The sequence below is a fragment of the Streptomyces sp. HUAS YS2 genome (assembly GCF_033343995.1).
In the GTDB taxonomy this organism is placed as follows: domain Bacteria; phylum Actinomycetota; class Actinomycetes; order Streptomycetales; family Streptomycetaceae; genus Streptomyces; species Streptomyces solicathayae.
In genome coordinates, this window is record NZ_CP137573.1 from 6,630,758 (window position 1) to 6,655,486 (window position 24,729).

The 24,729-nt window shown below is 73.2% G+C and carries 21 protein-coding genes; 15 read left to right on the forward strand and 6 right to left on the reverse strand.

Going from position 1 to position 24,729, the window contains the following annotated elements; translation table 11 throughout:
• Nucleotides 1-4: 4 nt before the first annotated feature.
• From coaBC to R2D22_RS30775, 3 genes are all read left to right on the forward strand, one after another.
• Nucleotides 5-1,273 carry a bifunctional phosphopantothenoylcysteine decarboxylase/phosphopantothenate--cysteine ligase CoaBC gene (gene coaBC / locus R2D22_RS30765; protein WP_318108155.1) on the forward strand — a complete coding sequence of 423 codons (1,269 nt, stop codon included), beginning with the start codon at nucleotides 5-7 and terminating at the stop codon, nucleotides 1,271-1,273.
• Between the two features lie 250 nt (nucleotides 1,274-1,523).
• A complete protein-coding gene (metK, locus tag R2D22_RS30770; protein WP_318108156.1) occupies nucleotides 1,524-2,732 on the forward strand; it encodes a methionine adenosyltransferase in 1,209 nt (402 codons plus the stop codon).
• Between the two features lie 86 nt (nucleotides 2,733-2,818).
• Nucleotides 2,819-4,981: a primosomal protein N' gene (locus R2D22_RS30775; RefSeq protein WP_318108157.1), complete on the forward strand. Its 2,163-nt coding sequence runs from the start codon at nucleotides 2,819-2,821 to the stop codon at nucleotides 4,979-4,981.
• 458 nt (nucleotides 4,982-5,439) lie between these two features.
• On the opposite strand, the gene R2D22_RS30780 is transcribed toward R2D22_RS30775, so the two are convergent.
• Nucleotides 5,440-5,964 carry a hypothetical protein gene (locus R2D22_RS30780; RefSeq protein WP_318108158.1) on the reverse strand — a complete coding sequence of 175 codons (525 nt, stop codon included), beginning with the start codon at nucleotides 5,962-5,964 and terminating at the stop codon, nucleotides 5,440-5,442.
• A 259-nt stretch (nucleotides 5,965-6,223) separates the two neighbouring features.
• Here R2D22_RS30780 and fmt point away from each other — a divergent pair, with 259 nt between their 5' ends.
• From fmt to R2D22_RS30815, 7 genes are all read left to right on the forward strand, one after another.
• Nucleotides 6,224-7,168 (forward strand): methionyl-tRNA formyltransferase, encoded by a 945-nt coding sequence (fmt, locus tag R2D22_RS30785; RefSeq protein ID WP_318108159.1) that lies wholly within the window; start codon nucleotides 6,224-6,226, stop codon nucleotides 7,166-7,168.
• A gap of 38 nt (nucleotides 7,169-7,206) precedes the next feature.
• Nucleotides 7,207-8,625 carry an RsmB/NOP family class I SAM-dependent RNA methyltransferase gene (locus tag R2D22_RS30790; RefSeq protein WP_318108160.1) on the forward strand — a complete coding sequence of 473 codons (1,419 nt, stop codon included), beginning with the start codon at nucleotides 7,207-7,209 and terminating at the stop codon, nucleotides 8,623-8,625.
• Nucleotides 8,626-8,788: 163 nt separating this feature from the next.
• Entirely contained in the window at nucleotides 8,789-9,472 is a 684-nt protein-coding gene (rpe, locus tag R2D22_RS30795; RefSeq protein WP_318108161.1) for a ribulose-phosphate 3-epimerase, read from the forward strand.
• A 174-nt stretch (nucleotides 9,473-9,646) separates the two neighbouring features.
• Nucleotides 9,647-10,696: a sugar-binding transcriptional regulator gene (locus R2D22_RS30800; protein WP_318110092.1), complete on the forward strand. Its 1,050-nt coding sequence runs from the start codon at nucleotides 9,647-9,649 to the stop codon at nucleotides 10,694-10,696.
• Between the two features lie 105 nt (nucleotides 10,697-10,801).
• Nucleotides 10,802-11,203: a guanyl-specific ribonuclease gene (locus R2D22_RS30805; RefSeq protein WP_318108162.1), complete on the forward strand. Its 402-nt coding sequence runs from the start codon at nucleotides 10,802-10,804 to the stop codon at nucleotides 11,201-11,203.
• The gene (locus R2D22_RS30810; RefSeq protein WP_318108163.1) at nucleotides 11,190-11,510 is read left to right on the forward strand and encodes a barstar family protein; all 321 of its coding nucleotides are present in this window, start codon (nucleotides 11,190-11,192) and stop codon (nucleotides 11,508-11,510) included. Before R2D22_RS30805 ends, R2D22_RS30810 begins: the two co-directional genes overlap by 14 nt.
• A 106-nt stretch (nucleotides 11,511-11,616) precedes the next feature.
• Complete coding sequence (locus R2D22_RS30815) at nucleotides 11,617-13,059, forward strand: GuaB1 family IMP dehydrogenase-related protein (RefSeq protein WP_318108165.1); 1,443 nt, start codon at nucleotides 11,617-11,619, stop codon at nucleotides 13,057-13,059.
• A 130-nt stretch (nucleotides 13,060-13,189) separates the two neighbouring features.
• Here the strand turns inward: R2D22_RS30815 and R2D22_RS30820 are convergent, their stop codons facing one another.
• Nucleotides 13,190-14,206: a GDSL-type esterase/lipase family protein gene (locus R2D22_RS30820; protein WP_318108167.1), complete on the reverse strand. Its 1,017-nt coding sequence runs from the start codon at nucleotides 14,204-14,206 to the stop codon at nucleotides 13,190-13,192.
• Nucleotides 14,207-14,520: 314 nt separating this feature from the next.
• Between R2D22_RS30820 and R2D22_RS30825 the strand changes: the two genes are divergently transcribed.
• Together R2D22_RS30825 and R2D22_RS30830 are read left to right on the forward strand one after the other, a co-directional pair.
• The gene (locus R2D22_RS30825; RefSeq protein ID WP_318108169.1) at nucleotides 14,521-15,993 is read left to right on the forward strand and encodes an amino acid permease; all 1,473 of its coding nucleotides are present in this window, start codon (nucleotides 14,521-14,523) and stop codon (nucleotides 15,991-15,993) included.
• A gap of 10 nt (nucleotides 15,994-16,003) precedes the next feature.
• Nucleotides 16,004-16,459 (forward strand): Lrp/AsnC family transcriptional regulator, encoded by a 456-nt coding sequence (locus R2D22_RS30830; RefSeq protein ID WP_015032260.1) that lies wholly within the window; start codon nucleotides 16,004-16,006, stop codon nucleotides 16,457-16,459.
• Nucleotides 16,460-16,546: 87 nt separating this feature from the next.
• On the opposite strand, the gene R2D22_RS30835 is transcribed toward R2D22_RS30830, so the two are convergent.
• Entirely contained in the window at nucleotides 16,547-17,098 is a 552-nt protein-coding gene (locus tag R2D22_RS30835) for a Repetin (RefSeq protein WP_318108173.1), read from the reverse strand.
• Nucleotides 17,099-17,378: 280 nt separating this feature from the next.
• Between R2D22_RS30835 and R2D22_RS30840 the strand changes: the two genes are divergently transcribed.
• Both R2D22_RS30840 and R2D22_RS30845 read left to right on the forward strand, forming a co-directional pair.
• Nucleotides 17,379-18,179, forward strand: coding sequence for a carbon-nitrogen hydrolase family protein (locus tag R2D22_RS30840; RefSeq protein WP_318108174.1), 801 nt, complete (start codon nucleotides 17,379-17,381; stop codon nucleotides 18,177-18,179).
• Between the two features lie 71 nt (nucleotides 18,180-18,250).
• On the forward strand, nucleotides 18,251-19,945 hold the full coding sequence (locus R2D22_RS30845; protein ID WP_318108175.1) for a flavin monoamine oxidase family protein: 1,695 nt from the start codon (nucleotides 18,251-18,253) through the stop codon (nucleotides 19,943-19,945).
• 55 nt (nucleotides 19,946-20,000) lie between these two features.
• Here R2D22_RS30845 and R2D22_RS30850 read toward each other — a convergent pair whose 3' ends face one another.
• The 3 genes from R2D22_RS30850 to R2D22_RS30860 all read right to left on the reverse strand — a co-directional run bounded on the left by R2D22_RS30850 (nucleotide 20,001) and on the right by R2D22_RS30860 (nucleotide 23,467).
• A complete protein-coding gene (locus R2D22_RS30850; protein WP_318108177.1) occupies nucleotides 20,001-20,690 on the reverse strand; it encodes a DUF5995 family protein in 690 nt (229 codons plus the stop codon).
• A 73-nt stretch (nucleotides 20,691-20,763) separates the two neighbouring features.
• The gene (locus R2D22_RS30855; RefSeq protein ID WP_318108179.1) at nucleotides 20,764-22,155 is read right to left on the reverse strand and encodes a uracil-xanthine permease family protein; all 1,392 of its coding nucleotides are present in this window, start codon (nucleotides 22,153-22,155) and stop codon (nucleotides 20,764-20,766) included.
• Nucleotides 22,156-22,246: 91 nt separating this feature from the next.
• On the reverse strand, nucleotides 22,247-23,467 hold the full coding sequence (locus tag R2D22_RS30860) for an MFS transporter (protein WP_318108180.1): 1,221 nt from the start codon (nucleotides 23,465-23,467) through the stop codon (nucleotides 22,247-22,249).
• A gap of 112 nt (nucleotides 23,468-23,579) precedes the next feature.
• Between R2D22_RS30860 and R2D22_RS30865 the strand changes: the two genes are divergently transcribed.
• Nucleotides 23,580-24,728, forward strand: coding sequence for an ROK family transcriptional regulator (locus R2D22_RS30865; RefSeq protein WP_318108181.1), 1,149 nt, complete (start codon nucleotides 23,580-23,582; stop codon nucleotides 24,726-24,728).
• The last annotated feature ends 1 nt before the right edge of the window (nucleotide 24,729 follow it).

Below are 24,729 nucleotides of genomic sequence, written 5' to 3' on the forward strand. Positions count from 1 at the left end.
TCTCATGGAGTCGTACGCATCTGACGTCGTACGCAGTCGAGTGCGGGGAGTGGCAGTGGTCGCGAAGCCGAAGGTCGTTCTGGGGGTCAGCGGCGGCATCGCCGCCTACAAGGCCTGTGAGCTGCTGCGGCGCCTCACGGAGTCCGGCCATGACGTACGCGTCGTCCCGACCGACTCGGCGCTGCACTTCGTCGGCGCGGCCACCTGGTCCGCGCTCTCCGGCAACCCGGTCTCCACCGAGGTCTGGGAGTCCGTCCACGAGGTCCCGCACGTCCGCATCGGTCAGGCCGCCGACCTCGTCGTCGTCGCCCCCACCACCGCCGACATGCTGGCCAAGGCCGCCCACGGCCTCGCCGACGACCTGCTCACCAACACCCTGCTGACCGCCCGCTGCCCGGTCGTCTTCGCCCCGGCGATGCACACCGAGATGTGGGAGCACCCGGCCACCCAGGAGAACGTCGCCACGCTGCGCCGCCGCGGCGCGATCGTGATCGAGCCCGCCGTCGGCCGGCTGACCGGAGTGGACACCGGCAAGGGCCGGCTGCCCGACCCGGCCGAGATCTTCGAGATCTGCCGGCGGGTCCTGGCCCGCGGTGCCGTGGCCCCCGACCTCGCAGGCCGGCACGTCGTGGTCAGCGCGGGCGGCACCCGCGAGCCGCTCGACCCGGTCCGCTACCTGGGCAACCGCTCCTCCGGCAAGCAGGGCTACGCCCTCGCCAAGGCCGCCGCCGCCCGTGGAGCCCGGGTCACGCTGATCGAGGCCAACACCGGCATCCCCGACCCGGCCGGCGTCGACGTCGTCCATGTCGGCACCGCCGTCCAGCTGCGCGAGGCGGTGCTCAAGGCCGCCTCGGACGCCGACGCGGTGGTGATGGCCGCGGCCGTCGCCGACTTCCGCCCGGCCGTCTACGCGCCCGGCAAGATCAAGAAGACCGGCGACGACGGCGCGCCGACCGTCGAACTGGTCAGGAATCCGGACATCCTCGCGGAGATCTCCGCCGAGCGGGCCCTGCCCGGTCAGGTGGTCGTCGGCTTCGCCGCCGAGACCGACGACGTCCTCGCCAACGGCCGCGACAAGCTCCGGCGCAAGGGCTGCGACCTGCTCGTGGTGAACGAGGTGGGGGAGCGCAAGACCTTCGGCTCGGAGGAGAACGAGGCCGTGGTCCTCGCGTCGGACGGGGCCGAGACTCCCGTCCCGTACGGGCCGAAGGAGGCGCTCGCCGAGACCGTCTGGGATCTGGTCGCGCCGCGGCTCCGACCCGTGTCCGCGTAGACTCGGGAGAAATTTCTCTCTCCCCTCACAAGGGACCGAACCGTACGGAACTGGGCCTTTCGGGTGAGGCGGGGGGCCATTCGCCGTACGGAACAAGCCTTACTCCCGGGTGATCCGCCTCCCACCTTGCGAGACACCTGGCCCAACGGGCGAGAGCGCCCGATAAACTGTTCTCGGAACGACGCGGGGCGCAGCCCCCTGCTGTTCCGCAAATGATCAGCCAGCAGCCGCTGCAACCACAGGGAGCGTTGTGTCCCGTCGTCTGTTCACCTCGGAGTCCGTGACCGAGGGTCACCCCGACAAGATCGCTGACCAGATCAGCGACACCATTCTCGACGCGCTGCTCCGGGAGGACCCCACCTCCCGCGTCGCCGTGGAGACCCTGATCACCACCGGTCTCGTCCACGTGGCCGGCGAGGTGACCACCAAGGCCTGGGCGGACATCCCCACCCTGGTGCGCAACAAGATCCTCGAGATCGGGTACGACTCCTCGAAGAAGGGCTTCGACGGCGCCTCCTGCGGCGTCTCGGTCTCCATCGGGTCGCAGTCCCCGGACATCGCGCAGGGCGTCGACACGGCGTACGAGAAGCGCGTCGAGGGCGACGAGGACGAGCTCGACAAGCAGGGCGCCGGCGACCAGGGCCTGATGTTCGGCTACGCGTCGGACGAGACCCCCGAGCTGATGCCGCTCCCGATCCACCTCGCCCACCGGCTCTCCCGCCGCCTCACCGAGGTCCGCAAGAACGGGACCATCCCGTACCTGCGCCCCGACGGCAAGACCCAGGTCACCATCGAGTACGACGGCGACAAGGCCGTCCGCCTCGACACGGTCGTGGTGTCCTCGCAGCACGCCTCGGACATCGACCTCGAGTCGCTGCTCGCGCCCGACATCCGCGAGTTCGTCGTCGAGCACGTGCTCAAGCAGCTCGTCGAGGACGGCATCAAGCTGGACACCGACGGCTACCGCCTCCTGGTGAACCCGACCGGCCGCTTCGAGATCGGCGGCCCGATGGGCGACGCCGGCCTCACCGGCCGCAAGATCATCATCGACACGTACGGCGGCATGGCCCGCCACGGCGGCGGCGCGTTCTCCGGCAAGGACCCGTCCAAGGTCGACCGCTCGGCCGCGTACGCCATGCGCTGGGTCGCCAAGAACGTCGTGGCCGCCGGCCTCGCCTCGCGCTGCGAGGTCCAGGTCGCGTACGCGATCGGCAAGGCGGAGCCCGTCGGTCTCTTCGTCGAGACCTTCGGCACCAACACGATCGACACGGACAAGATCGAGCACGCCATCGCCGAGGTCTTCGACCTCCGCCCGGCCGCGATCATCCGCGACCTCGACCTGCTGCGCCCGATCTACGCGCAGACGGCCGCGTACGGCCACTTCGGCCGCGAGCTGCCCGACTTCACGTGGGAGCGCACCGACCGCGTGGAGGCGCTGCGCAAGGCCGCCGGCGTCTGATCGCCCGCACCACCGTGCCCGCACGGCCCCGGACCGCACGGTCCGGGGCCGTCGGCGTTGTCGGCGCCGTTTGGTAGGAATGCACTGTGAGCAGCGAGAACGAGATCCCCGACGGGGCGGCGGGCGGCGGCGCGGCGGCCGGCGAGCCGCCCGAGCAGCTCGCGCTCATCCGGGAGACCGTGCGCAAGGCGAAGGTCCCGCGCGCGAAGCCGCGCACCTGGCGCGGGGCCGCGCTCGCCAAGGAGCTGCCCGTCGCCCGGATCGTGGTCAACAAGGGCGTCCTCCATCTCGACCGGTACTTCGACTACGCGGTCCCCGAGGAGCTCGACGAGGCCGCGCAGCCCGGCGTCCGGGTCCGCGTCCGGTTCGGGGCCGGGTCGCACCAGGTCAGGGGCGGCCGGCGGGAGGGCGGGCGGCTGATCGACGGCTTCCTCGTCGAGCGGCTCGCCGCGTCGGACTACAACGGGCCGCTCGCCGCGCTCGCCGACGTCGTCTCGCCCGAGCCGGTGCTCGGACCCGAGCTGCTCGGGCTCGCCCGCGCGGTCGCCGACCGGTACGCGGGCAGCCTGGCCGACGTCCTCCAGCTCGCGATCCCGCCGCGCAGCGCCCGCGCCGAGTCCAAGCCGTCACCCGAGCCGCTGCCGCCGCCCGCCGCGCCGGAGCCGGGGACCTGGGCGCGGTACGAGCGGGGGCCGGCGTTCCTGGAGTCGCTGGCCGGCGGCGGCTCGCCGCGGGCCGTGTGGAACGCGCTGCCCGGGCCGCACTGGGCCGAGGAGCTGGCCCGGGCCGTCGCCGCCGCGCTCGCCTCGGGGCGCGGCGCACTCGTCGTCGTACCCGACGGGCGGGCCGTCTCCCGGGTCGACGCGGCGCTGACCGCGGTCCTGGGGGAGGGGCGGCACGCGGTGCTCACCGCCGAGGCCGGGCCCGAGAAGCGGTACGCCCAGTGGCTCGCCGTCCGGCGCGGCTCGGTCCGCGCGGTCGTCGGCACCCGCGCGGCCATGTTCGCGCCGGTACGGGACCTGGGCCTGGTGGTCATCTGGGACGACGGCGACGGCAGCCACAGCGAGCCGCACGCACCGCAGCCGCACGCCCGGGACGTCCTGCTGCTGCGGGCCGCGCACGACCGCTGCGCGTTCCTGCTCGGCTCCACGAGTTGCACGGTCGAGGCGGCACAGCTCGTCGAGTCCGGGTGGGCGCTGCCGCTGGTCGCCGGGCGGGAACAGGTACGGGCCGCGGCCCCGCGGGTCCGCACCGTCGGCGACGAGCAGCTGGCCCGCGACGAGGCCGCGCGGGCGGCCCGGCTGCCGTCGCTGGCCTGGGAGGCCGTACGGAACGGTCTGAAGACCGGCCCGGTGCTGGTGCAGGTGCCGCGGCGCGGGTACGTGCCCCGGCTCGCCTGCGAGCGCTGCCGTACCCCCGCCCGCTGCCGGCACTGTGCCGGTCCGCTGGAGGCACCGGAGCAGCAGGAACTGCGCTGCGGCTGGTGCGGGCGCGGTGCCCCCGACTGGCACTGCGTGGAGTGCGGCGCCACGCGGCTGCGGGCGCAGGTGGTGGGCGCGCGGCGGACCGCCGAGGAGCTGGGCCGGGCGTTCCCGGCGGTGCCGGTACGGACCTCCGGGCGGGACCACGTCCTCGACTCGGTGCCGGGGCGGCCCGCGCTCGTCGTCTCCACGCCGGGCGCCGAACCGGTCGCGGAGGGCGGCTACGCGGCTGCCCTGCTGCTCGACGGCTGGGCCATGCTCAGCCGCCCCGACCTGCGGGCCGGGGAGGAGGCGCTGCGGCGCTGGATCGACGCGGCCTCGCTGGTGCGCGGGCAGGGCGACGGCGGGACGGTCGTGGTCGTCGCGGAACCGACGTTGCGGCCGGTCCAGGCGCTGGTGCGGTGGGACCCCGTCGGCCACGCGCAGCGGGAGCTCGCGGAGCGGGCCGAGCTGGGTTTCCCGCCGGTCTCCCGGATGGCCTCGGTGGCGGGGCCCCAGGAGGCCCTCGCGGGCTTCCTGGCGGCGGCGCGGCTGCCGCCGGACGCGGAGATCCTGGGCCCGGTGCCGCTGCCGGTGGTCCGGCCGGGCGGCCCCCAGCGCCCCGGCGACCCCCCGCCGGGCGAGTCCTGGGACCGAGCGCTGCTCCGGGTGCCCCCGGGGAGCGGGGCGGCGCTGGCGGCTTCGCTCAAGGCGGCCAGAGCGGCGCGCTCGACGCGTGGCGAGCCGGCCCCGATCCGCATCCGCGTCGACCCCCCGGACATCGGCTGAGCGGGGCGGGACGGGGCGGGCCTCCGGCGGTTGTTCCCCCACCCCGCCCCTTCCCGAAACCGGGGCTCCGCCCCGGACCCCGGGGGTGGGAGTAGGGGGTGGGGGCAGCGGGGCTCCGCCCCGCTGCTGGCCCGGCGGCTTCGCGCCGTGAGCCCTTGCTCCCGGTGCCTCCGGCGCCGCGGCCCCCGCGGCTGGTGGGTGGGGGGCAGCGGGGCTTCGCCCTGCGCCCGGCCCGGCTGGTTGATGGGGGCAGCGGGGCTTCGCCCTGCGCCTGGCCCGGCAGCTTCGCGCCGGGAGCCCTTGCTCCCGGTGGTGCCGTCGCCCTCGGTGGGCGTCTCCGGCAGGGCGGTGTCCCCGGCAGCTTCGCGCCCGCCGATGGGCTTCAGTTCCTGCCCGGACGTGCAGAAGCCGGCCCTTCGCGACCGGGCGGGGTGCGGCGGGCCGGCTTCTCTGCTGTGTCAGCCGTTGCGGGGGCCGGGGAAGGCCGTGGGGCGGGGGTCGTCGCGCAAGGTGTGGGCGGCTGCGGTCGGCTGGGGTGGCATCGAGCGGGCCGCCGGGACGGCGGGGGGCACCGGGAGCGTGCGGGTCGTGCCCGGCTCCGTGTGGTCGGGGTCGACGGCGACACCCTGCTGGGGCGTGCGCCGCGCGCCGTAGCGGCGGTGGACCGCCTGCTTGGTGACACCGAGCGCCGAGCCCACCGCGTCCCACGAGAAGCCCAGCGAGCGGTCGAAGTCCACCGCCGCGGTCACCAGGGTCTCGACGCTGTCCCGGAGCTCCTGCGCGAGGCGGACGGTCGGGGCGGGCGCGCGCCCGTAGACGACGAAGCCCGTCGACGGGCCGGAGCGACGCGGGCGGTACACATTGCCCAGCTGGGCCGTGAGCGTGCGCAGTGCGTCCACCTGCCGCCGGACCCGCTCGATGTCCCGCACCAGCAGGTGCAGACTTGCCCGGGCTTGGGCGTCGTGGGTTGCGTGGTCGGCCATGTGAAAGCCTCTCGAACCGGCGTTGAAAAGGGGTCGGGCCACGGCAGTGCGGCGGCCCGTTTCGGGTCAATCTCTCTTGACCAACGCGCCACGGGAGCTTGGGTCACGGTGCGGGGGCGTACACGCATATGCACAGGGCGCACATACCTGAGTACGCCCCCTGGCGGCACGACCTAGACTGGTGCGCTGCCCTCCCCCAAGCTCTCGGCTGCGTTCGAGCAGGGAGGTACCCCATCGCCCCGAGACGAGGTTTTTCCGAGTGAAGCTGGTCTTCGCAGGCACCCCCGAGGTCGCCGTCCCCGCCCTGGACGCCCTGCTCGCCTCCGGCCGGCACGAGGTGGCCGCCGTCGTGACCCGCCCCGACGCGCCCGCCGGCCGCGGGCGGCGGCTCGTCGCCAGCCCGGTCGCCCAGCGCGCCGAGGAGGCCGGCATCGAGGTCCTGAAGCCGGAGCGGCCGCGCGACGAGGCGTTCCTCGCCCGGCTGCGCGAGATCGCCCCGGACTGCTGCCCCGTCGTCGCCTACGGCGCGCTGCTGCCCCGTGTCGCCCTCGACATCCCCGCCCACGGGTGGGTCAACCTGCACTTCTCGCTGCTGCCCGCCTGGCGCGGCGCCGCGCCCGTGCAGCACTCCCTCATGGCGGGGGACCAGGTGACCGGGGCCTCGACCTTCCTGATCGAGGAGGGTCTCGACTCCGGCCCGGTGTACGGCGTGATCACCGAGGACGTCCGCCCCACCGACACCAGCGGTGACCTGCTCACCCGGCTCGCCTTCGCCGGCGCCGGGCTGCTCGCCGCCACCATGGACGGCATCGAGGACGGCACCCTCAAGGCCGTCCCGCAGCCCGCCGAGGGCATCACCCTCGCCCCGAAGATCCAGGTCGAGGACGCCCACGTCGACTGGGCCGCCCCCGCCCTGCGCGTCGACCGCGTGGTCCGTGGCTGCACCCCGGCGCCCGGCGCCTGGACCGTCTTCCGCGGCGAGCGCCTGAAGCTGATCCAGGCCGCCCTCGTCCCGGACCGCACCGACCTCGCCCCCGGCGAGCTCTCCGCCGGCAAGAACAACGTGTTCGTCGGCACCGGCTCGCACGCCGTGGAGCTGCTCTGGGTCCAGCCGCAGGGCAAGAAGCCGATGCGCGCCGCGGACTGGGCCCGTGGGGTCCGGATCGCCCCGGGGGAGCGGGTCGGCGCCGCCGACGTAGGCTGAAGGGGCAATTCCCTCTTCCTTTCGTACGCGGAGCACCTTTGAGCGAGCAGGCACGTCGCCGTCCCCACAAGCCCTACCGACGTCCCCAGAAGGACCCGGTCCGGATCCTGGCCTTCGAGGCGCTGAGGGCGGTGGACGAGCGGGACGCCTACGCCAACCTCGTCCTGCCGCCGCTGCTGAAGAAGGCCCGGGAGAAGGAGGGGCAGAAGTTCGACGCGCGGGACGCGGCGCTGGCGACCGAGCTGGTGTACGGGACGCTGCGCCGGCAGGGCACGTACGACGCGATCATCTCGGCCTGCGTCGACCGGCCGCTGCGCGAGGTCGACCCGCCGGTCCTGGACGTGCTGTCGCTCGGCGCGCACCAGCTGCTCGGGACCAGGATCCCGAGCCACGCCGCCGTCTCCGCGAGCGTCGAGCTGGCGCGCGTGGTGCTGGGCGACGGCCGGGCCAAGTTCGTCAACGCCGTGCTGCGCCGCATCGCGCAGCACGACCTCGACGGCTGGATCGAGCAGGTCGCCCCGCCGTACGAGGACGACGCCGAGGACCATCTGGCCGTCGTCCACTCGCACCCTCGCTGGGTCGTCTCGGCGCTCTGGGACGCGCTCGGCGGCGGGCGGGCCGGCATCGAGGACCTGCTGGAGGCAGACAACGAGCGCCCCGAGGTCACCCTCGTCGCCCGCCCCGGCCGCTCCACCACCGAGGAACTCGCGGCCGCCGTCGAGACCCTGCCGGGCCGGTGGTCCCCGTACGCGGTGCGGCTCGCCGAGGGCGGCGAGCCCGGCGCGATCGAGGCCGTGCAGGACGGCCGGGCAGGCGTCCAGGACGAGGGCAGCCAGCTCGTCGCGATCGCCCTGGCCGACGCGCCCCTGGAGGGCCCCGACGCGCGCTGGCTGGACGGCTGCGCAGGCCCCGGCGGCAAGGCGGCCCTGCTCGGCGCGCTGGCCGCGGAGCGCGGCGCCACGCTGCTGGCCTCCGAGAAGCAGCCGCACCGTGCCCGGCTGGTCGAGCGTGCGCTGGCCGGCAATCCCGGGCCGTACCAGGTCATCGCCGCCGACGGCACCCGGCCGCCGTGGCGGCCCGGCTCCTTCGACCGGGTCCTGATGGATGTGCCCTGCTCGGGTCTGGGCGCGCTGCGCCGCCGCCCCGAGGCCCGCTGGCGCCGCCGCCCGGAGGACCTGGACGGTTTCGCGACGCTGCAGCGCGGGCTGCTGACCGAGGCGCTGAAGGCGGTGCGGGTCGGTGGTGTCGTCGGGTACGCGACCTGCTCGCCGCACCTCGCCGAGACCCGGATCGTCGTCGACGACGTGCTGAAGAAGGTCGGCGGGGCCGAGCTGATCGACGCCCGTCCGATGATGCCCGGCGTGCCCGCGCTCGGCGACGGCCCGGACGTCCAGCTGTGGCCGCACATGCACGGGACGGACGCCATGTATCTGGCGCTGATCCGTCGCACCGCCTGAGCGCCGTACCGTCGTTCCGCCGCGCGCCGCCCGAGTGCCTCGCGGCGGAATCGCCGGGATTGCCGTGGTCTAGACCGGTTCGGTGTTCCGTACTTTCGTCCCGAACCTCGCTCGAAACCGCTTCGCGGCAAAGAAGTGCTCAAGAGCATGGCAGGCTTGGCACATGGCGCAGATCAACCCCAGCATCCTGTCCGCGGACTTCGCCCGGCTCGCCGAGGAGGCGAAGGCGGTCGACGGGGCCGACTGGCTGCATGTCGACGTGATGGACAACCACTTCGTGCCCAACCTGACCCTGGGCGTGCCCGTGGTCGAGTCGCTGAGCCGGGCCACGGACACCCCGCTGGACTGCCACCTGATGATCGAGGACCCGGACCGCTGGGCCCCGCAGTACGTGGAGGCCGGTGCCGGGTCGGTGACCTTCCACGTCGAGGCGGCCGCCGCCCCGGTCCGGCTGGCGCGGGAGGTCCGGGCCAAGGGCGCCAGGGCGTCCATGGCGCTCAAGCCGGCGACGCCCATCGAGCCGTACGAGGACCTGCTCCCCGAGCTCGACATGCTGCTCATCATGACCGTGGAGCCCGGCTTCGGCGGCCAGGCGTTCCTGGACATCATGCTGCCGAAGATCCGCCGCACCCGTGAGCTGATCTCGAAGCACGGCCTGGAGCTGTGGCTGCAGGTCGACGGCGGGGTCGCCGAGTCGACGATCGAGCGGTGCGCCGAGGCCGGCGCGGACGTGTTCGTCGCGGGCTCGGCGGTCTACGGCGCCAGGGATCCGGCCGAGGCGGTCCGCTCGCTGCGCGCGCAGGCCGAGTCCGCGACCGCCTCCGCGGCGTGGGCGTGTGGCCACTGAGCCTCGGGCAGATGAACGCGGTCCGACGGCGGACCGACAGGACTGATCAAGGATCGCCGGATCTGACAGGATGGACGGCGAGTCCAGAGTGTGAACACCTGCAGTACGTGGACAGCGGCAGGGCAGCAGGACAGCAGTACCTGAAGCGCAGTGCGTGAGCAGCGGCAGCAGTACATGAACAGCAGTGAGGAGATCGCGGTGGCGGGTATGTCGGCGGGACGATCAGCCCTGCGGATGGGCCCCGCGGAGCTGGTGCAGGCGGCGGCCATGGCGCGTCGCTTCTACCTGGAGGGCAAGTCCAAGATCCAGATCGCGGAGGAGTTCGGCGTCAGCCGCTTCAAGGTCGCCCGCGTCCTGGAGACGGCGCTGGAGCGCGATCTCGTCCGTATCGAGATCCGCGTCCCCGCCGAGCTGGACGCCGAACGCTCCGACGCGCTCCGCGCGCGGTTCGGGCTGCGACACGCGGTCGTCGTCGAGTCCCCGGCCGAGGGCGAGGACGAGTCGCCCGACCCGGAGAACCTCGGCGAGGTCGCGGCCGATCTGCTGGGCGAGCTGGTGAACGAGGGCGACGTCCTCGGCCTGGCCTGGGGCCGTTCGACCATCCACATGGCGGCGGCGCTCGACCGCCTGCCGCCCTGCACGGTCGTGCAGCTCACCGGCGTGTACGACGCGGGGACCGCCGAGCGCGGCTCGGTCGAGGCGGTCCGCCGGGCCGCCCAGGTCTCCGGCGGCGAGGCGCACCCGATCTACGCGCCGATGCTGCTGCCCGACCCCGCCACGGCGGCGGCGCTGCGCAACCAGACCGGTATCGCGCGGGCCTTCGAGTACTTCGACAAGGTCACCGTCGCCTGTGTCTCCATCGGCTCCTGGGAGCCGGGCATCTCCACCGTCCACGACATGCTCTCGGACGAGGAGCGCGCCCACTACGCCTCCCTGGGCGTCGCGGCCGAGATGTCCGCGCACCTCTTCGACGCGGAGGGCCGCCGCGTCGGCCGCGACCTCGGCGAGCGGTGCATCACGGTCGAGGCGGACCGGCTCCGCCGTATCCCGGAGGTCGTGGCGATCGCCGGCGGCCAGCGGAAGGCGGCGGCGATCGGCGCGGTGCTGCGCTCCGGCCTGGTGACCAGCCTGGTCACCGACCGCTCCGCGGCCGACTACCTGCTCAGCGAGGCGACCCCCGGCCCGCGTCCCGCTCTCGACCGAGCGGACCCGGACGGCTCCTGACGCACCAGGGGCAGTTGCCGCGGTCCGTCGCGGCGAGGCGGGGCCCGCCACCCTTACGGGTGTGTGCGCCCCGCCCCACGTCCGGGCGCGCCGTAACGTCGGGGCATGCTCCTCCGTCTGCTCGGCGCCCTGCTGTCCCTGGGGCTGCTCGTCGGCTGCTCGTCCGCCGCGAGCGGGGCCCGTGCCCCCGCCGCCCCGACCCCGACCGGTACCTCCGGGCTGCCGGTCGTCCGCGTCTCCGAGCTGCCGCCCGAGGCGCGCGAGACCCTCCGGCTCATCGCGGCCGGCGGCCCCTTCCCGTACGAGAAGGACGGCGCGGTCTTCGGCAACTTCGAGCGGATCCTGCCGCCGCACAAGCGCGGGTACTACCGCGAGTACACCGTCCGCACCCCGGGAGAGGACGACCGCGGCGCGCGCCGGATCGTCACCGGCCGGGGCGGCGAGGACTACTACACCGACGACCACTACGCGTCGTTCCGGGAGGTGCTGCCCGATGCGGATCGATGACGCCGTCGTCCTCGACCTGACCGGCGTGACGGACAAGGCCGCCTTCATGGACCGCTGCGCCGGCGCGCTGCGGCTGCCCGACTGGTTCGGACGGAACTGGGACGCGCTCGCGGACTGCCTCACCGATCTGGCCGAACCCACTGCGCTCGTCGTGCGCGGGTGGCACGCTTATGCGGACGCCCGCCCGGACGACTGGGCGACGGCCCAGGAGGTCTTCGCCTCGGCGGTCGACGAACGCCCCACCCGCCTCACCGTGCTCCTCGCCCTTGGAGGATCCGACGAACGGCCCGGCGCAAGTCCTGGATGATGCGCCACGGCCGGAGAACGGGACCCCCGTGGGAGAATGAACTACGTGCTTTTTCCCCTGGCTGAAATGCCTAGGGGCCGATCCGATCGACTGGGATGTTCAGCACGTGCGTTTCCTCAATGACGTCAAGCCGCCGTACGACCTGACGTACGACGATGTGTTCATGGTGCCGAGCCGCTCGGCCGTGGGTTCCCGGCAGGCCGTGGACCTCGCGTCGCCCGACGGCACCGGGACGACGATCCCGCTGGTCGTGGCCAACATGACCGCCATTGCCGGCCGCCGCATGGCCGAGACGGTCGCGCGTCGCGGCGGCCTCGTCGTGATCCCGCAGGACATCCCGATCGAGGTCGTCACCGACGTCATCGGCTGGGTCAAGAGCCGCCACCACGTCCTGGACACGCCGATCGTCCTGGAGCCCCACCAGACCGTCGCCGACGCGCTCGCGCTGCTGCCCAAGCGGGCGCACGATGCCGGGGTCGTGGTGGACGCCGACCGCCGCCCCGTCGGCGTCGTCACCGACGCGGACCTGACCGGCGTGGACCGCTTCACGCAGCTGTCCGAGGTCATGTCCAAGGACCTGCTGCTGCTCGACGCGGACATCGAGCCGCGCGAGGCCTTCAACACCCTCGACCATCACAACCGCCGCTACGCCCCCGCCGTGGACGCCGACGGCCGCCTGGTCGGCATCCTCACCCGCAAGGGCGCGCTGCGCGCCACCCTGTACACCCCGGCCACCGACGCCGACGGCAAGCTGCGCATCGCCGCCGCCGTCGGCATCAACGGCGACTTCGTGGGCAAGGCCAAGCAGCTCCTCGACGCGGGTGTCGACACGCTCGTCATCGACACCGCGCACGGCCACCAGGAGTCGATGATCTCCGCGATCAAGGCCGTCCGCGGCCTCGACCCGCACGTCCCGATCGTCGCGGGCAACATCGTCGCCGCCGAGGGCGTCAAGGACCTCGTCGAGGCGGGCGCGGACATCATCAAGGTCGGCGTCGGCCCCGGCGCCATGTGCACCACCCGCATGATGACCGGCGTCGGCCGGCCCCAGTTCTCGGCTGTCCTGGAGTGCGCCGCCGAGGCGAAGAAGTACGGCAAGCACGTCTGGGCCGACGGTGGCGTCCGGCACCCGCGCGACGTCGCCATGGCGCTCGCCGCCGGCGCCTCCAACGTGATGATCGGCTCCTGGTTCGCCGGTACGTACGAGTCCCCGGGCGACCTCCAGCACGACGCCCAGGGCCGTGCCTACAAGGAGTCCTTCGGCATGGCCTCCGCGCGCGCCGTGAAGAACCGCACCAGCGACGAGTCCGCGTACGACCGGGCCCGCAAGGCGCTGTTCGAGGAGGGCATCTCCACCTCGCGGATGTTCCTCGACCCGGCCCGTCCGGGCGTCGAGGACCTGATCGACTCGATCATCGCGGGCGTCCGCTCCTCCTGCACCTACGCGGGCGCGGCCTCGCTGGCCGAGTTCGAGGAGAAGGCCGTCGTCGGCATCCAGAGCGCCGCCGGCTATGCCGAGGGCAAGCCGCTGCACGCCAGCTGGAGCTAGTCCCGGCGCGGACTCCGACCGACCGGAGCCCGTCGTCGCCGAGGGCCCCCGGGGAATCTTCCCCGGGGGTCCTCGGCGTTCCCGTACGCGGCCGGACGCAGGGCCGCGCCGAACCGCGCACGAATCCCGGTCAGGCGGCGGGGCCGACGAACCCCGCGTCCCGCAGCGCCCCGGCGACCGCCGCGGCCAGCCGGGCGTGCCCGCGGTCGTTCGGGTGGAGGCCGTCCGCGAGGTCCTGAGGGCCCAGCAGACCGCGGCCGGGCAACAGGGCCAGCCGCGCGTCGCCGGCCGCCACGCGGTCGCGTACGGCCTCCTCCATGGCCGTCCGCAGCTCCGCCAGGGTCGCGCCCAGCGCGTTGCGGGTGGCCTCGGCCTCCGGGCGCAGCACGGGGGAGACGAGCAGCAGGGGAGTGCGCGGCTGGCCGGCCCGTACCAGCGCCAGGAACGCCCGGGTGGTCTCGTACAGCAGCGGGGCGGAGTGCGGGACCCGGCCCCAGCAGTTGGTGCCGAACGCGAGCGTGAGCAGATCTGCGGGCAGCGCCGCCAGGTGCTCCGCGATCGGCAGCTCGCCGCGCGCTCCGCCCGCGTAGCCCAGATTGACCGCGTCCAGGTTGAGCGCGCGGCCCGCGGCGGCCGGCCAGGAGTGCGCGGGGCGGGTGGACCACCAGCCCTCGGTGATCGAGTCGCCGTGCACCACCCAGCGGGGCTGGGGCGGGGCGGGCGCCACCGCGCCGCCGAGCCCGCGCAGCCGGAGCAGTCGCGGGGCCGCCGGCTCCGGCGGATGGATCGTGAACGGGCCCGGCCGGGGCGGCAGTTCGAGCGTCACCACGGCGTCCTCGGCCGGCCGGGCGAAGGTCTCGCCGACCAGCGTCCCGCCCTCCCACAGCGCGAAGCAGTGCGCCAGCTCGCGCAGCCCTTCACCCCGTCCGGGGACCCTGGCGCGATAGTGGACCGCCACCGCCCTGGTGCCCGGCGCGGCCGTGAACTCCAGCCGTACGCCGATCGGCAGCGCCGCCCGTTCGGCCGCGTCCCAGGGCAGCCGGTCGAGGTCCCCGGGATCGGCGCGCACCACCCGGCCCGTCTCGTCGAACCAGGCCGTGCCCCGCAGAAAGGGCCCCGCGTCCTGCCATGTCCCGTCCCGGTCCATGGCTGTGCAGGGTGGGTCAAAGAGCTCGAGGAGTCAATGACCGCGAGGGGGCGCTTCAGGCCCCGATGTGTGGATTCGTGCACCGGGGCGCAATGTTTCCCCGTCTGTGCCGCGAGCGCGCAATGATCATCTGCCGGTGCGCAACAACCCTGCATTACAACCGCAACGGCTCAACCCTTAGGCTCGTGCCCCGTACCAGGAGTGGCGTCGACCGCCCGCTCGGCGGTTCCCCTCCCTCGTGGGCATGCTTCCGCATGCCCACGCGCCGCCGCGGTCGTCGCGCCCTCGACAGGCAGCGATAAGGAGCCTCCGCAGTGCTGGACCACGGCGCAGCCCCACCGGTCGACGAGACCACCTCCCGCAAGACCTCCGGGCTCTCCGCCCTGACCCGGCGCAAGCCGGTAGAACGCCTGGTCGCCGAGGGTGGCCAGGGTGAGGGCGGCTCGCTCCGCCGCTCGCTCTCGATGTGGCAGCTGACCATGATCAGCATCGGTGCCACGCTCGGCACCGGCATCTTCGTCGTGCTCGGCGACGCCGTCCCGAAGGCCGGCCCCGCGGTCACCCTGGCGTTCGTCATCGCCGGCCTCACGGCGCTCTTCTCCGCCCTCTCGTACGCCGAGCTGGCCGGCGCCATACCGGTGGCCGGCTCCTCCTACTCGTACGCGTACGCAACGATGGGCGAACTCGTCGCCTGGGTGTGCGGCTGGTGTCTGGTCCTGGAGTACGGCGTCTCCGTCGCCGCGGTCGCGGTCGGCTGGGGCGAGTACCTCAACGAGCTGCTCGACGGCACCATCGGCGTCACCATCCCCGCCATGCTCTCCTCGGCCCCCGGCGAGGGCGGCGTGATCAACCTGCCCGGTCTGATCGTCGTGCTGCTCGCCATGGTCTTCCTGCTGGGCGGCGCCCGTGAGTCCGCCGTCGTCAACACCATCATGGTGTTCGTGAAGATCGCGGCCCTGGTGCTGTTCTGCGCCATCGGCTTCATGGGCTTCAAGTCCGGCAACTACAAGGACTTCATGCCGCTCGGCATGGCAGGCGTCAGCGCCGCCGGCGCCAGCCTGTTCTTCTCGTACATCGGCTTCGACGCCGCCTCCACGGCCGGTGAGGAGGCGAAGGACCCGAAGCGCGACCTGCCGCGCGCGATCATGCTCTCGCTGCTCATCGTCACCGTCCTCTACGTGCTGGTCGCCGCCGTCGCCGTCGGCGCGTGGAACTGGAAGGACTTCGAGGGCTCCGAGGCCACCCTCGCGGCGATCATGAACGACGTCACCGGCCAGACCTTCTGGGGCACCCTGCTCGCCCTCGGCGCCGTCATCTCCATCGCCAGCGTCGTCCTGACCGTGCTCTACGGCCAGACCCGCGTGCTGTTCGCGATGTCCCGCGACGGTCTGGTGCCGAAGGTCTTCGCCAAGGTCAACGGCAAGACCGGCACGCCGCGCGTGAACACCGTCATCGTCTCGCTGTTCTGCGGCGCGCTCGCCTCCGTGATCCCGCTGGGCAAGCTCGTCGACGCCACCAGCATCGGCACGCTGTTCGCCTTCGGCCTGGTCAACATCGCCGTCATCGTGCTGCGCTACACCCGCCCCGACATGCCGCGCACCTTCAAGGTGCCGCTCGGCTGGCTCTTCCCGGTGCTCGGCTTCCTGTTCTGCGCGTACAACATGTTCAGCCTGGACGCCGTCACCTGGGTGGTCTTCGGTTGCTGGATGGCCGCCGGGCTCGTGTTCTACTTCCTGTACGGCATGCGCCGCTCCCGCCTGGCCACCGAAGCATCAGCAGAGAAGTGATCCACCCGTAGTGCGACTCAACGACCTCGACGAACGCATCGTCCACGCCCTCGCGGAGGACGCCCGTCGCTCGTACGCCGACATCGGCTCGCTCGTCGGCCTGTCCGCCCCCGCCGTGAAGCGGCGGGTGGACCGGCTGCGGGCCGAGGGCGCCATCACCGGCTTCACCGTACGGGTGGACCCGGCGGCGCTCGGCTGGGAGACCGAGGGGTTCGTCGAGATCTACTGTCGCCACAACACCTCGCCGGACGACATCCGGCGAGGTCTGGAGCGGTACCCCGAGGTGGTGTCCGCGTCGACCGTCACCGGCGACGCGGACGCCGTCGTCCAGGTCTTCGCCTCCGACATGCGGCACTTCGAGCGGGTCCTGGAACGGATCGCGGGCGAGCCCTTCGTGGAGCGCACCAAGTCCGTCCTGGTGCTCTCGCCGCTGCTGCGACGCTTCTCCTCGGGCTCGCCCGCGTAGCCCCGCGGGCCGCGGCGGCCGGTGCGGTGCGGGCCGTGGTTCCCGCACCGCGCGCCGCCCGCCCACCCCCGTGGGGCGGCTCGCGGGCTACTCGGTGGGGTACTCGAACTCCCACGGCAGCACCCTGAGGTCGCCGGTGCCCTCCTTCGTCCGCTCGAAGGGGGCGGCGCTGGTGCACTTCGGCACCTCGTCCTTCAGCGGGTTGTTGGACGCCATCCAGCTGTAGCCCAGACGGTCCCGCCCCTTGCCCGTATCGTGCACGGAGATGCCGACGCGCTTGCCGACGGCCGGGGCGAGCAGCCCCTCCCCGCGGGTGATCACGCCCGTCACCACGGCCACCTTGCCGCCCGTGACCAGACAGTCGACCTTCACGTCGGCCGCCGCCGCGAACTCGCCCTTGTAGTGGCTGAAGCTGAAGGTGCCCGTCGCCTCCGAGGGCGGCACGTCCTTCGCCAGGTGCGCGTCGAAGCTCATGGTGATGTCGTCCCCGGCCGGCCGGTAGAGCTTCGCCGAGCCGGTCAGCGCCGCCGCCTCCCGGTTGCCGCTCGCGCCGTCGCCCGAGGCGACGGCGGAGCCCGCCGCCCCCGCGGTCATCAGCAACGCGGCGGCAACGGCGGCGATCTTCGTACGGCGGTTCATGAGGTGGTCCTTTCCGCTGGTCAACCGGACGACCACCACTCTTCCGCCCGGTCCGCCGCCGGGCGTCGGGCCGCAGGACGGTTCCCGTCTCCGCCGCGCGGCGGGGGAGACGTACGACCTGCGGAGGAAACCGCGCGCAACGAATCGCCGCGGACCCGAGAAACCGCGCAACGGTTCGACGGTCGGTCCGCAACGGTCTCGCCTTGTCCGGGCGGGAGTCCGAACCGTACGGTTTTGACGTCTCCTCTCCACCTCTTCTTCACCCGACCGAGGTCCGCCCATGCCGCCGCTGCGCACCGCCCTGCTCCAGAGCTCCGGCGTTCCCGGCGACGTCCCCGCGAACCTCGCCGCCCTCGACGACGCGGCCTCCCGCGCCGCCGCCGCGGGCGCCGGGCTGCTGATCGCCCCGGAGCTGTTCCTCACCGGCTACGCCATCGGCGAGGACCTCGCCCGGCTGGCCGAGGCCGCCGACGGCCCCGGCTCCGAAGCCGTCGCCGCCGTCGCCGTGCGGCACGGCCTGGCGATCGTGTACGGGTACCCGGAGCGCGCGGGGGAGGCCCTGTACAACGCGGCGCAGCTGATCGGGCCCGACGGCGCCCGGCTCGCGCACTACCGCAAGACGCACCTCTTCGGCGACTTCGAGCAGAAGTGGTTCACCGCCGGCGACGAGCCGGTCGTGCAGGCGGAGCTGAACGGCCTCACCCTCGGCCTGATGATCTGCTACGACGTCGAGTTCCCGGAGAACGTCCGGGCCCACGCGCTCGCCGGGACCGACCTCCTGGCCGTGCCGACGGCGCAGATGCACCCCTTCGAGTTCGTCGCCGAGTCCGTGATCCCGGTGCGCGCCTTCGAGAACCAGATGTACGTGGCGTACGTGAACCGGACCGGGCCCGAGGGCCCGTACGACTTCGTCGGCCTGTCCGCGCTGGCCGGGCCCGACGGCACCGCCCGCGCCCGGGCCGGCCGCGGCACGGAACTGGTCGTCGGCGACGTCGACCCGGAGCTGCTGGCCGCCTCCCGCGCCGCCAACCCGTATCTGCGGGACCGGCGCCCCGGCTTCTACTCCGCCCTGACCGAGTAGACCGGTCCGACCCGAGCGTCACCCTCAGCCTTTCTCCCTCCCCCGTCTTGTCCCGCAAGGAGTCCGACCTCATGACGTCCACGGTGCCCACCGCTGTCCCGCACACCGACGCATCGCCGCCGATCACCATGTTCGGTCCGGACTTCCCGTACGCGTACGACGACTTCCTCGCCCACCCGGCCGGCCTCGGCCAGATACCCGCGACCGAGCACGGCACCGAGGTGGCCGTCATCGGCGGCGGGCTCTCCGGCATCATCGCCGCGTACGAGCTGATGAAGATGGGCCTCAAGCCCGTCGTGTACGAGGCGGACCAGATCGGCGGCCGGCTGCGCACCGTCGGCTTCGAGGGCCCGGAGACCGAGGGGCTGACCGCGGAGATGGGCGCGATGCGCTTCCCGCCGTCCTCCACCGCCCTGCAGCACTACATCGACCTGGTCGGCCTGAAGACCGCGCCGTTCCCGAACCCGCTGGCCGAGGCCACCCCGTCGACGGTCGTCGACCTCAAGGGCGAGTCCCACTACGCCGAGACCATCGACGACCTGCCGCAGGTCTACCGCGACGTCGCCGAGGCCTGGAACAAGTGCCTCGACGAGGGCGCCGACTTCTCCGACATGAACCGCGCCATGCGAGAGCGCGACGTCCCGCGGATCCGTGAGATCTGGGCGAAGCTCGTCGAGAAGCTCGACAACCAGACCTTCTACGGCTTCCTGTGCGACTCCGAGGCCTTCAAGTCCTTCCGCCACCGGGAGATCTTCGGCCAGGTCGGCTTCGGCACCGGCGGCTGGGACACCGACTTCCCGAACTCCATCCTGGAGATCCTGCGCGTCGTCTACACCGAGGCCGACGACCACCACCGCGGCATCGTCGGCGGCTCGCAGCAGCTGCCGCTCCGCCTGTGGGAGCGCGAGCCGGAGAAGATCGTCCACTGGGCGCAGGGCACCTCGCTGCAGTCGCTGCACGAGGGCGACCCGCGTCCGGCCGTGACCCGGCTGACCCGCGCCGCCGGCAACCGGATCACCGTCACCGACGCCTCCGGCGACATCCGCACCTACCAGGCGGCTATCTTCACCGCCCAGTCCTGGATGCTGCTGTCGAAGATCGCCTGCGACGACACGCTCTTCCCGATCGACCACTGGACGGCGATCGAGCGCACCCACTACATGGAGTCCTCGAAGCTGTTCGTGCCCGTCGACCGGCCGTTCTGGCTGGACAAGGACGAGGAGACCGGCCGGGACGTCATGTCGATGACGCTGACCGACCGGATGACCCGCGGCACCTACCTCCTGGACGACGGCCCGGACAAGCCGGCCGTCATCTGCCTCTCGTACACCTGGTGCGACGACAGCCTGAAGTGGCTGCCGCTGTCCGCCCAGGAGCGGATGGAGGTCATGCTCAAGTCGCTCGGCGAGATCTACCCGAAGGTAGACATCCGGAAGCACATCATCGGCAACCCGGTGACCGTGTCCTGGGAGAACGAGCCCTACTTCATGGGCGCGTTCAAGGCCAACCTGCCGGGCCACTACCGCTACCAGCGCCGCCTGTTCACGCACTTCATGCAGGACCGGCTGCCCGAGGACAAGCGGGGCATCTTCCTCGCGGGCGACGACATCTCGTGGACGGCCGGCTGGGCCGAGGGCGCGGTGCAGACGGCGCTGAACGCGGTGTGGGGCGTGATGCACCACCTCGGCGGCGCGACCGACGCCACCAACCCGGGTCCGGGCGACGTGTACGACGAGATCGCCCCCGTGGAACTTCCGGAGGACTGAGGCACGTCGGGGGAGCGGGGCGGCCGCAGCGGAACGTGAGCGGACGCGCGAGCGTTCAGCCGCACCGTGCGAGCGGCGTGAGCAGCATCCGCCCCACCAGACCCACCGACCGGTCGAGGCGTTCCGTGAACTCCTCGGCCAGGTCGGGCAGTCCGCGCAGCTGCCACAACGAGCGGGCCGCGAACCAGGCCCCGTCGCGGGCCCGCTCCAGGCTCCAGCAGCCCAGCAGGTGCGTCAGCGGATCCGTGATCTCCAGCAGGTCCGGGCCGGGCATCAGCTCCTCGCGGATCCGCTCCTCCAGCAGCACCAGCAGGTCGCCGACCTGGTCGAACTCGTCCTCCAGGTCGCGCGGCGCGCAGTCGAGCGCGTCACAGGTGTCGACCACCGCGAGGGCGAGGTCGTGGCCGATGTGCGCGTTGATCCCGGCAAGGGCGAACTGCAGCGGCCGCACCCCGGGATGGCGCCGGTAGTGGAACAGCGGCCGCCAGCAGGCCGGCACGGGCGCGCCCGTCGCACAGGCGTCGACGACGGTCAGATAGCGCCGGGCGAACCGTACGTCGAGGGTCGCCGCGGCCCGCCGGTCGCCGAACGCGCCCGCCTCGATGGCACGGCCGATCTCCTCGGTGACGGTCAGATAGATCCGGTTGAACACCGCGACCCCGTCGGCCGGATGCCAGGCCGATCGCAGCGCCCGCATCCGGTCCACCACGGGGTCGACCGCCATGAATTGCCCGATCTGCGCCATGGGGGCAGGTTCCCAGTCGCCGGGGCCGGGAGGGAACTCCTCGGCCCCGGGCTCACCGGAACGGGCGAACAGCTCAGGACTTCGCCGGATCGGTGTCCTCGTCGTACGAGCTGGTGCCCTCGTCGAGGAGCGGCTCCTGCTCCTTCATGTGGGCCGGGGCGAAGGCGCGCAGGACGTGGTAGCCGGTGATGACGACCAGGGTGCCCAGCGCGATGCCACCGAGTTCGAAGGTGTCGGTGAAGGTCAGCTTCACGCCGCCGACGCCGATGATGATGCCCGCCGCGGCCGGCACCAGGTTGAGCGGGTTGCGCAGGTCGACCTTGGCGTTGATCCAGATCTGCGCGCCGAGCAGGCCGATCATGCCGTAAAGGATCACGGTGATGCCGCCGAGGACGCCGCCGGGGATCGCGGCGACGACCGCGCCGAACTTGGGGCAGAGGCCGAAGAGGAGCGCGAAGCCGGCCGCGGCCCAGTAGGCGGCGGTGGAGTAGACGCGGGTGGCGGCCATGACGCCGATGTTCTCGGAGTACGTGGTGTTCGGCGGGCCGCCCACCGCGGTCGACAGCATGGACGCGGCGCCGTCGGCGGCGATCGCGGTGCCCAGCTTGTCGTCGAGCCGGTCCCCGGTCATCTCGCCGACGGCCTTGACGTGTCCGGCGTTCTCGGCGATCAGCGCGATCACGACCGGCAGGGCGACCAGGATCGCCGACCACTCGAAGCTGGGGCCGTGCAGGGTCGGCAGACCGACCCAGTCCGCCTTGGCGACGCCCGACAGGTCGAGCCGCCAGTGGTCGGTGACCTGGCCTCCCGGGCCCATCGAGTGGATCTTGCCGAAGACCAGGTCGAAGACCCAGGAGATGCCGTAGCCGAAGATCAGGCCCAGGAAGATCGCGATCCGCGACCAGAAGCCGCGCAGACAGACCACGGCGAGACCGGTGAACAGCATCACGAGCAGCGCCGTCCACTGGTCCTGCGGCCAGTACACCGACGCCGTCACCGGCGCCAGGTTGAAGCCGATCAGCATGACGACCGCGCCGGTCACGATCGGCGGCATCGTCGCGTGGATGATCCGGGCGCCGAACTTCCGGACCGCGAGACCGGCCAGGAAGAGCACTCCGCCGACGACGAACACCGCGCCGGTGACCGTGGCGCTGGTGCCGCCGGAGGCCCGGATCGCCGCGGCCACGCCGACGAAGGCGAGCGAGCAGCCGAGGTACGACGGGATCGTGCCGCGCGTCGCGAGCAGGAAGACGATGGTCGCGACCCCGGACATCATGATCGCCAGGTTCGGGTCGAGACCCATCAGGACGGGCGCCACGAAGGAGGCGCCGAACATGGCCACCACGTGCTGGGCCCCGAGGCCGAACGTACGCGGCCAGGACAGCCGTTCGTCCGGCCGGACGACGGCGCCGGGAGCGGGTGTCCGTCCGTCGCCGTGCAGACTCCAGCGCACGCCGAGGTTCATGAGGTCGCTCCCGTTCTGCGGTTCCGGTGGCCGGTTCGCCGTGCGATACATCGGCCGAAAAATGATCAGCCATATGGTAGTGCGCCGCTGGTCAGCGGGGATCCGGCACGCTCTCGGCCACCACGGCCTTCGCGGTGCCCCGGCCGCCGGGCCGGAGCACCCCGGCGCCGAGCACCAGGCCGACGGCGAGCAGGGTGACCAGTCCGAAGGAGAACGTCAGCGAGGTCGCGTCGGCGATGCCGCCGATCGCCGAGGGGGCGATCAGACCCGAGGTGTACGTGATGGTCGCGACGCCCGCGATGGCCTGGCTGGGGTTCGGGCCGCTGCGCGCCGCCGCCGCGAAGGCCAGCGGCACGACGACCGCGACGCCGAGCCCCATCAGTCCGAAACCGGCCATCGCGACCGCCGGATGCGGGGCGAGGACCACCAGGACACCGCCGAGCGTCGCCGCCGCGCCACCGACCCGGACCGTCCGTACCGGGCCGAACCGGTCCACGACCCGGTCGCCGGCCAGTCGGGCCACCGTCATCGTCAGCGCGAACGCGGTGGTGCAGCCCGCCGCGAGCCCGGCCGAGGCGCCGAGCTCGTCCTCCAGGTACACCGCCGACCAGTCCAGGCTCGCGCCCTCCGCGAACACCCCGCAGAATCCGATCGCGCCGATGACCAGCGCCGACCTCGGCGGCAGGGTGAAGCGCGGCGGCGGCTCCTCGTCGGGGGCGCTGTGCAGGTCGAGCACGCCCTGACAGCAGACCAGGCCGAGCACGGTGAGCACGCCGGCGGCGAGCACGTGGTGCAGCCGGGCGTCCGTGCCGAGGTGGGCGGCGACGGTGCCGGCGGCGGAACCGATCAGGGCGCCCGCGCTCCACATGCCGTGCAGGCTGGACATGATCGACTTGCCCAGCCGGTTCTCGGTCTCGACGCCGAGCGCGTTCATCGCCACGTCGGACATGCCCGCGGTGGCGCCGTACACGAGCAGCGCGGCGCAGAGCCCGTACACGTTCGGCGCGAGGGAGGGCGGGATCAGCGCCGCCGTCCACAGGGCGAGCAGGCCGCGCAGCGCGTTGCGCGCGCCGAAGCGGTGGCTGATCGCCCCGGCGAGGGGCATCGCCAGGGACGCGCCGACGGCCGGGAAGGCGAGGGCCAGGCCCAGCTGCCCGGCTCCGACGCCGGCGTGCTCCTGGATCCACGGGATGCGGGTCGCGAAGCTGCCGGTGACGGCGCCGTGCACGCAGAAGACGGCGGCGACGGCGAACCGGGCCCGCCGCAGCCGTTCGGTAGTGAAGCCGGTCCGGCTCGTGGTCTCGCCCGTCATGGGCCCCTCCCTGTCCCTCTGGAATCGCGGTGCCGCGTAAACTATCAGGAACCCTGCCTGATAAATAGAGCGCCGGCCGGGCCGACAGCCGAGCGTCTGAGAGGATCCCCGCATGGCCGCATCCCCGAGCACCGCCCGGGCCATCAACGACCGGCTCGCCCTGCGCCTGCTCCAGGACGAGGGCCCGTTGACGGCGACACAACTGAAGACGCTCACCGGACTGTCCCGGCCCACCGTCGCCGACCTCGTCGAACGGCTCCAGGGCTCCGGGCTCGTCCGGGTCGTGGGGGAGGCCGGCGCCGAGCGCCGCGGCCCCAACGCCAAGCTGTACGGCATCGCCGCCGACCGGGCCCATCTCGCCGCGCTCGACGTGCGCACCGACTCGGTCACCGTCGTCGTCGCCGACCTGCTCGGCACCACGCTCGCCGAGGCGACCCTGCCCGTCGGCGACGGCACCGCCGCCGAACCGGCGCCCGGCCCCGCCGTCGAACAGGCCGTCGCGCTCCTGGAGCGCACCGCCAAGGACGCCGGCGTCGCCCGGCTGCACAGTGTCGGCATCGGCGCGCCCGGTCTGATCGACCCGGCGACGGGGGAGCTGAACGACTCCTCCGGGCTGCCCGCCTGGCACCGGCGCCTGGTGCCCGCCCTGCAGGGACGGATCCCCGCGACCGTCCTGATCGAGAACGAGACCAACCTGGCCGCGGTCGCCGAGCAGCGCGTCGGCGCGGCCCGCGACCGCGACACCTTCGTCCTGGTGTGGCTGGGCCAGGGCGTCGGCGCGGCCGTCGTCCTGGACGGCCGGCTGCGCCGGGGGGCCTCGGGCGGCGCGGGCGAGCTGGGCTTCCTTCCGGTGCCGGGCACCTCCGGGCTGCCTTCGGCGACCGACTGCGCGGGCGGCTTCCACGAACTGGCCTGCGCCGCGGCGGTCGACGCGCTGGCGGCACGGCACGGGCTCGACCCGCGGACCGCCCTCGCCTCGGGCGACGGTGCGTTCCTCGACGCCCTTGCCGAGCGGCTGGCGGTCGGCGCCGCGGCGGTCGTCTCGGTCCTCGACCCCGGCTGCGTCGTCCTCGGCGGCCGGACCGGCCACGCGGGCGGCGAGCCGCTCGCGGCCCGCGTCGAGGCCCGCCTCGCCCGGCTCTCCCCGCTGCGCACCGACGTCCGGCCGACGGCGCTCGGCGACGGCGCCGTCCTGCGCGGCGCGCTGCTCGCGGCGCGCGACGCCGCCCAGGACGAGCTCTTCGGGCCGGGCGCGCCCTGAG